Source organism: Sinorhizobium sp. 22678, assembly GCF_052044265.1.
In the GTDB taxonomy this organism is placed as follows: domain Bacteria; phylum Pseudomonadota; class Alphaproteobacteria; order Rhizobiales; family Rhizobiaceae; genus Sinorhizobium; species Sinorhizobium meliloti_A.
Genome location: NZ_JBQEMS010000057.1, coordinates 1 through 2935, shown reverse-complemented (window position 1 = coordinate 2935; position 2935 = coordinate 1). Strand labels below are relative to the sequence as shown.

The window sequence follows — 2935 nt, the reverse complement described above, 5'->3', positions numbered from 1 at the left end:
CGTGAGCGCAACGAATGGCCCACGGCTTTCATGATTGACGGATAGGTTTCTGGCGCTCGGTCAGAACTTCTGCTTTGCCCGCTTCGGCATAAAGTAGGTTCGGATATTGACGAGTGCTTCGGCGACGTCAGCAGCATCCTGGCTTGTCGCTTTCCGTTTTGCCTCGCCGAGCTTGCGGATGGGTGCGATGATATCCCCAGTGACGGCATGACCACGAAGAACCGGCTGCCAAAGCCTCGGCGCGAACCCGGTTCCCATCAGAAAGCAGACGTCCCAATCGAAGATATCAAAGGTCTGATCATCGATCCGGGTGAACCGGGGCCGGTGGTCTTTCGGTGTTTCGGAAAGGCTAGCCGAGATGCGGTTATACTCAGCAACGATCGTCTGTACGGCCCGATGTTCTCTTGTCTCCATCGGCAGGTTCAGGGCATCCGGACCGGTCAGTTCCGGGATCCATTTGCGTGGGTCGATGAACTTCGGTCCGATGATGAGAGCCGTGAGATAGCCGTCGAGGCCACTCATCGACCAGATCGGCGACACGGGACGACGTGCCCTGATGAAGGCCTCGAACGCCTTGTCATCGAGCTTCGGTCGTGCCGTCGTCCCTTGGCTGTTCTGTGTCATGCCGCCCGTCGCTCCTGATCTGCAATGGCCTCGCGTTCGGCCTTCCAGGCCCAGGGGAAGAGCGTATCCATCCGGTTCGCGGGCACCTTGCCCGAGATGATGCGCTCAAGCACATCGGCAAGCCAGACCTCGGGGTCAACACTATTGAGCTTTGCTGTGTTGACGAGCGATGCCAGGACCGCGAAGGACTTGCCAACGCGTTCGTTGCCCACGAACAACGAGTTCTTCCTCGTCAGAGCCACCGATTTCATTGAACGCTCGACCACATTGGAGTCCGCTTCGATCCGGCCATCCTCCAGGAAGGCTGCCAGCCCGTTCCAATGATTGAGCGCGTAGGAGACGGCCTTGCCCAGCGCCGATTTTGACGACACCTCTTCGCTCAGTTCGGTGAGCTGGACCTTCAGTTCTCGCATGATGGGTGCTGTCTCGCGACGCCGTCCCGTGAGCCGGGTATCGGCACTTTCGCCGCGCAGTTTCGCCTCGATGCGATAGACCTCGGCGATCCTGGCCAGGATCGGCAGCGCCTCCGAAGAGCCGGTCAGCTTGACGACATCGACGAACTTGCGTCGCGCGTGAGCAAGGCAGAACGCCAGCCGCATGGGGGCGATATTGCTCTTCCCCCGGCGCTTGGCCAATGTTTTATAGGCCTGGTATCCATCGACCTGAAGTACGCCGGCAAACGACGACAGTTGCCCCTCGACCTCGCGAGCGCTGCGGCTTTCAGCAAAAGTATAGGCCACCGCCGGCGGCGCTGGACCATTCCATGGCCGGTCGTCGACCGCCTGCGCCCAGAGTTGACAAAGCTTGGTGCGTTTGCGCCCCGGATCGAGCCGCGGAAGCGGCGTCTCGTCACAAAACACCCTTGGCTGGGAGCGGATGAAGGCGGTAAGCGCATCGTAGAGAAGCTCGAGCCACCAGGCGACCCGCGTCACCCAGGCGCCAAGCGTGCCGCGATCGATGATCACGCCGCAGGAGGCAAGCATCTGCGCCTGGCGATGCAGCGGCAGATGCCAGGCAAACTTCGAAACTGCGATATGGGCGGCAAAGGCCGTGGTCACCATGCCGCCGTCCATCACGCGCGCCGGCGCGGGCGCTTGCACAACAACGCTTTCGCAGGCCCGGCATGCGTAGCGCGGCCGGACCGTCCGCTTCACCCGGACAACCGCCGGCACAATGTCGAGCGCCTCACTGACGTCCGTGCCGATGCAATGAAGCTCGAACGAGCAGCACGGGCAAATCTTGCTCTCCGGCTCGATGAGCTCTTCATACCGTGGGAGGTGCTTGGGCAAACGGCCGATGTTGCGCGACGGCGATCGCCGCTCCTGTCTTGGCCCTTCAGCCACGGGTGCAACATCGTCATTGGCCGCCTCGGGAATGTCGCTGAGGTCGCCAAGGTCGAGCGTCGCCTGCGTCGGGTCGATCGCCGTCATTTTCTCCGACTTCGGCCCAAAGAGCTGACCCTCCAGGAAGGCAACGCGCGCCTTGAGGTCGGCATTCTCCGCATCGAGCGAGAGAATGATCCGGCTCAATTGGGCGCCATCCTGAGGTAAAGGGTCGGGTCGAAGCGGCATGACTGACCCTAGCACATGATCCTGAATCTTCAAGCAAATCCAATAGGATCAGCCCACTTTCGTCGACCGCTTTACGACGTTCCGTTTAACCCGAGTCCAGTCGATACCGGCCAGCAAAAGCGAGAACTCTTGGCTACTCATCTGCATCGCGCCATCGCGGATCGGTGGCCAAACGAACTTGCCCGCCTCAAGCCACTTCGTCGCTAGGATCATGCCCGACCCGTCCCAATAAATGCAGCGCAGGCGATCGCACCGCTTGGCGCGGAACACAAACACGTCACCACAGTAGGGATCAGCCGAAAGCGCTGACGCCACCAGCGCAACAAGGCCATTCATGCCGCGCCGGAAGTCGACAGGCTGCGTCGCCACCATGATCTTCACGCCATTCGGCGGAAGTCCGATCACCGGCGTGCTCGCAACGCTGCCACGATCGCCTGCGCCAACTCAGGCGCCACCGAGCCGATCACGGTCATGCGTGCTCCGGCAATCTCGATCTCAATTCGGCCGGAAGCAACGGAAGCGATATCCGACGACGCGCTCTGGGGAGGCGCTCGTTCTCCAACGACGGTCACCGGCACGAACATGGCCTGCTGCGCGCAGGCTTGCGCGGATCGTCGAGCGGTCAGCCCGGCTTGGCGGCGCCAGACATTCAGCAAACCACGGTTGACGCCCCAGCGCCGGGCGACGGCCGAGATGTTCACGTCGGGTTCTGCGCTTTCAGCAAGGATCCGCGCCTTCTC

General features: G+C 61.7%; 4 protein-coding genes. All 4 read right to left on the bottom strand.

Going from position 1 to position 2935, the window contains the following annotated elements:
• Positions 1-60: 60 nt before the first annotated feature.
• Positions 61-624: a UPF0149 family protein gene (locus ACTJKL_RS31960; protein ID WP_440854481.1), complete on the bottom strand. Its 564-nt coding sequence runs from the start codon at positions 622-624 to the stop codon at positions 61-63.
• Positions 621-2195 carry an IS66 family transposase gene (gene tnpC, locus ACTJKL_RS31955; protein WP_440854756.1) on the bottom strand — a complete coding sequence of 525 codons (1575 nt, stop codon included), beginning with the start codon at positions 2193-2195 and terminating at the stop codon, positions 621-623. The genes ACTJKL_RS31960 and tnpC overlap by 4 nt, the downstream gene beginning before the upstream one ends.
• A gap of 48 nt (positions 2196-2243) precedes the next feature.
• Positions 2244-2600, bottom strand: a complete 357-nt coding sequence (gene tnpB / locus ACTJKL_RS31950) for an IS66 family insertion sequence element accessory protein TnpB (RefSeq protein WP_440854625.1) — start codon at positions 2598-2600, stop codon at positions 2244-2246.
• Positions 2597-2935, bottom strand: a 339-nt coding sequence (gene tnpA / locus ACTJKL_RS31945) for an IS66-like element accessory protein TnpA (RefSeq protein ID WP_440854755.1), incomplete at its 5' end; no start/stop codon positions are given. The genes tnpB and tnpA, both read right to left, overlap by 4 nt.

Bases quoted from the DNA above. Each gene is read 5' to 3' on its own strand.
- ACTJKL_RS31960 (WP_440854481.1), bottom strand. From the start codon at position 624: ATGACACAGAACAGCCAAGGGACGACGGCACGACCGAAGCTCGATGAC.
- tnpC (WP_440854756.1), bottom strand. From the start codon at position 2,195: ATGCCGCTTCGACCCGACCCTTTACCTCAGGATGGCGCCCAATTGAGC.